This window comes from Bacillus sp. mrc49, assembly GCF_002803435.1.
This window is the reverse complement of record NZ_PHNG01000487.1, coordinates 1-3036: the sequence shown is the minus strand read 5'-3', so window position 1 is coordinate 3036 and position 3036 is coordinate 1. Positions and strand designations below refer to the sequence as shown.

Below are 3036 nucleotides of genomic sequence, written 5' to 3'. Positions count from 1 at the left end.
GTACCGTCAAGGTACCAGCAGTTACTCTGGTACTTGTTCTTCCCTAACAACAGAACTTTACGACCCGAAGGCCTTCTTCGTTCACGCGGCGTTGCTCCGTCAGACTTTCGTCCATTGCGGAAGATTCCCTACTGCTGCCTCCCGTAGGAGTCTGGGCCGTGTCTCAGTCCCAGTGTGGCCGATCACCCTCTCAGGTCGGCTACGCATCGTCGCCTTGGTGAGCCATTACCTCACCAACTAGCTAATGCGCCGCGGGCCCATCTATAAGTGACAGCGTAAACCGTCTTTCCATCTTCCCTCATGCGAGAAAAGAACGTATCCGGTATTAGCTCCGGTTTCCCGAAGTTATCCCAGTCTTATAGGCAGGTTGCCCACGTGTTACTCACCCGTCCGCCGCTAATCTCAGGGAGCAAGCTCCCGTCGATTCGCTCGACTTGCATGTATTAGGCACGCCGCCAGCGTTCGTCCTGAGCCAGGATCAAACTCTCCGAAGAAATGTTTGACTTGCTCATTTGCTTTTTTGATAGTGTGTGCTCACTTAAAATTTAACGTTGGCGCTTTGTTTTGTTCAGTTTTCAAAGAGCAATTTATTGTCGTTACTTCGTAAGCGACTTTATAATCTTATCACCTATCTGATCTATTGTCAATGTTTAATTATCATTGATTTTCGATCAATAGTTTATGTAAGCCAGTCGTTATTGGCGACTCCTAATATATTATCAGCTTGATTTAATTTCGTCAATGATTAATTTGTGTTTTTTTCAAAAAACATTAATGTATGAAAAAATCATGGAAAAAAACCTCATGGGAATGTCCCTGAGGTTTTCATTAAATGGAGCTAAAAACAAAACCATTTAAATGACCCAATACCCAATCGCGGCCAACGCTGCGACACCTGGAATTCCTAACAGGCCGGCCACTGCGGAGGTAACCGGGTTGATGGGTACATGAATGCCCGCTTGATTTCCGAGTGTATTCAAAAAAAACAAAAAGGCCGCACCGATGATGATCTTGATAATTCCCTGCCCGATGAACCGAACAGGCCTCAAGGGCGCACCGATGATGAGCAACATTAAGATAAGGCCGCCGATTACGGCAACGAAGACAACAGGTTCCAATCTCATTCCTCCCCGCAAGCTTGTACTACACTTATATGAAGATAGGTTCGGAATAAGAACTTAAACAAAAAAATGACTATGAAGTGCATTCCTTCATAGCCATCCCTCCATCACCTTTTAATGCGGACATTCCTTCTTTTAACTTCCTTAAATAAATAGAAATATTTCACTTCCGCAAGCCTCGCCTGGGCGATTACTTCCGTGGATGGATCCACGCTTTTTTCAAGCAATGATTTTTGATTATGCCAATTCCATTTCAATTGTTCAAGCTCTTTCATCAATGACTCATTGAATTCATTTCGAAGCTTCTTTTTTTTACGAAAGAACAAGTGAAGTCCTCCCAGCTATCTTATATTTCTCTTCTTCCTTCTATTGCTTTTGATAGCGTCACTTCATCCGCATACTCCAAATCCCCGCCAACAGGGAGACCATGGGCTATGCGGGTCACTTTGATCCCCGATGGCCGCAGCAGCCGCGATATATACATGGCTGTCGCTTCACCTTCAATGTTGGGGTTCGTCGCCAAAATGACCTCCAGCACCGTTTCATCTTGCAGGCGCTTCAATAAATCAGGAATATTTATATCTTCCGGACCGATTCCGTCCATCGGTGAAATACTGCCATGCAGTACATGATACAAACCATTGAATTCCCTCATCTTTTCCATCGCTATTACATCTTTTGGGTCCTGAACAACACAAATCAAGCTTCTATCCCTCTTTTGGTCTTCACAGATATAACAGGGATCTTGATCGGTAATATGGCCGCAGACTGAACAATACATCAGATTCCGCTTAGCGTTGACGAGTGCTTTTGCAAAATCCAAAACAGTATCTTCCTTCATGCTCAGCACATGAAAGGCTAAGCGCGCAGCCGTTTTCGGCCCAATCCCCGGCAATTTCATAAAACTATCAATGAGCTTGGAAATTGGTTCTGGATAATGCATCGAATTCCTCCTAAAAATTTCAAAAGAAACTCCCTGAAAGGAAGTTTCTTTTAAACTTGCTTAAAACATGCCTGGAAGGTTCATCCCTTTTGTGAATTGTCCCATCGTTTGGTTTGTCAGCTCTTCTGCCTTTTTCAGGGCATCGTTAGTTGCAGCCAGGACTAAATCCTGAAGCATATCGATATCATCTGGATCGACAACTTCCGGCTTGATGATCACGTCGACTATTTCCTTATGGCCAGTCACGATAACCGTTACCATTCCGCCTCCTGCAGTGCCTTCAATCTTTTTTTCACCTAGTTCTTCTTGTGCTTCCGCCATTTTCTTTTGCATCTTTTGCATTTGTTTCATCATGTTTTGCATATTACCGCCACGCATACCCATTTTCCCAACCTCCAATTATTCTTTAATTTCAAGTAAATCATCGCCGACTAATTTTCTAGCCTCCGCGATAAAAGGGTCTTCTTCTTTTGAATCCGTTTCTTCTGGACCGTCAAACTGCTGGGTTGAAATGAAGTCCTCACGCAACCCTTGCCACTGACTCTCCGGAACACCGGCTATCTCCATTCGATGACCGGTCAACTGCTGCATGATCGAGGCGATCACTTCCACGAAACGGTTATTTTCCATTGCCATTTGACAATGAATATCATATTTGAATTTTACCACAAAAGCTTCAGTTGACGCAGCAACAGGTTCCGCCTCAGACAATAAAGCTGCCAATGACTTTTGATTTTGCATGCCTAACTGTTCAAGCAATTCCCCCCACTTGCTTTTGACAGTATTGAGGTCTGGCTTTGTAGCCTGTTTCAAAACTTGATTGATCTTGCCGGAAGGCGCTTTATATGCCTTTTTAACGGCCCTTTGCGTTTTCGGCTGTTCTGCAGGTCTATCTGTCACGGCCACGGGGATGCCGTTTTTCTGCATTTCCTGTAACTTCGACTCCAACTCCTCGATTTTCAGCTGCAATTG

4 protein-coding genes, 1 rRNA gene and 1 pseudogene are annotated in these 3036 nt (G+C 44.4%); all 6 read right to left on the bottom strand.

Annotated elements, in window-relative coordinates:
* Positions 1–494 (bottom strand): 16S ribosomal RNA (locus CVN76_RS04605); the annotation flags it as partial.
* A gap of 360 nt (positions 495–854) precedes the next feature.
* Complete coding sequence (locus CVN76_RS04600) at positions 855–1118, bottom strand: pro-sigmaK processing inhibitor BofA family protein (protein ID WP_061143380.1); 264 nt, start codon at positions 1116–1118, stop codon at positions 855–857.
* Between the two features lie 110 nt (positions 1119–1228).
* Complete coding sequence (locus tag CVN76_RS04595; protein WP_100530468.1) at positions 1229–1447, bottom strand: YaaL family protein; 219 nt, start codon at positions 1445–1447, stop codon at positions 1229–1231.
* Between the two features lie 20 nt (positions 1448–1467).
* Entirely contained in the window at positions 1468–2064 is a 597-nt protein-coding gene (recR, locus tag CVN76_RS04590; protein ID WP_034316264.1) for a recombination mediator RecR, read from the bottom strand.
* A gap of 60 nt (positions 2065–2124) precedes the next feature.
* Positions 2125–2442 carry a YbaB/EbfC family nucleoid-associated protein gene (locus CVN76_RS04585; protein ID WP_053348895.1) on the bottom strand — a complete coding sequence of 106 codons (318 nt, stop codon included), beginning with the start codon at positions 2440–2442 and terminating at the stop codon, positions 2125–2127.
* 21 nt (positions 2443–2463) lie between these two features.
* Positions 2464–3036, bottom strand: a pseudogene (locus CVN76_RS04580) (DNA polymerase III subunit gamma/tau); the annotation flags it as partial.

Coding starts and splice junctions, on each gene's coding strand:
- recR (WP_034316264.1), bottom strand. CDS start 2,064: ATGCATTATCCAGAACCAATTTCCAAGCTCATTGATAGTTTTATGAAA.
- CVN76_RS04585 (WP_053348895.1), bottom strand. CDS start 2,442: ATGCGTGGCGGTAATATGCAAAACATGATGAAACAAATGCAAAAGATG.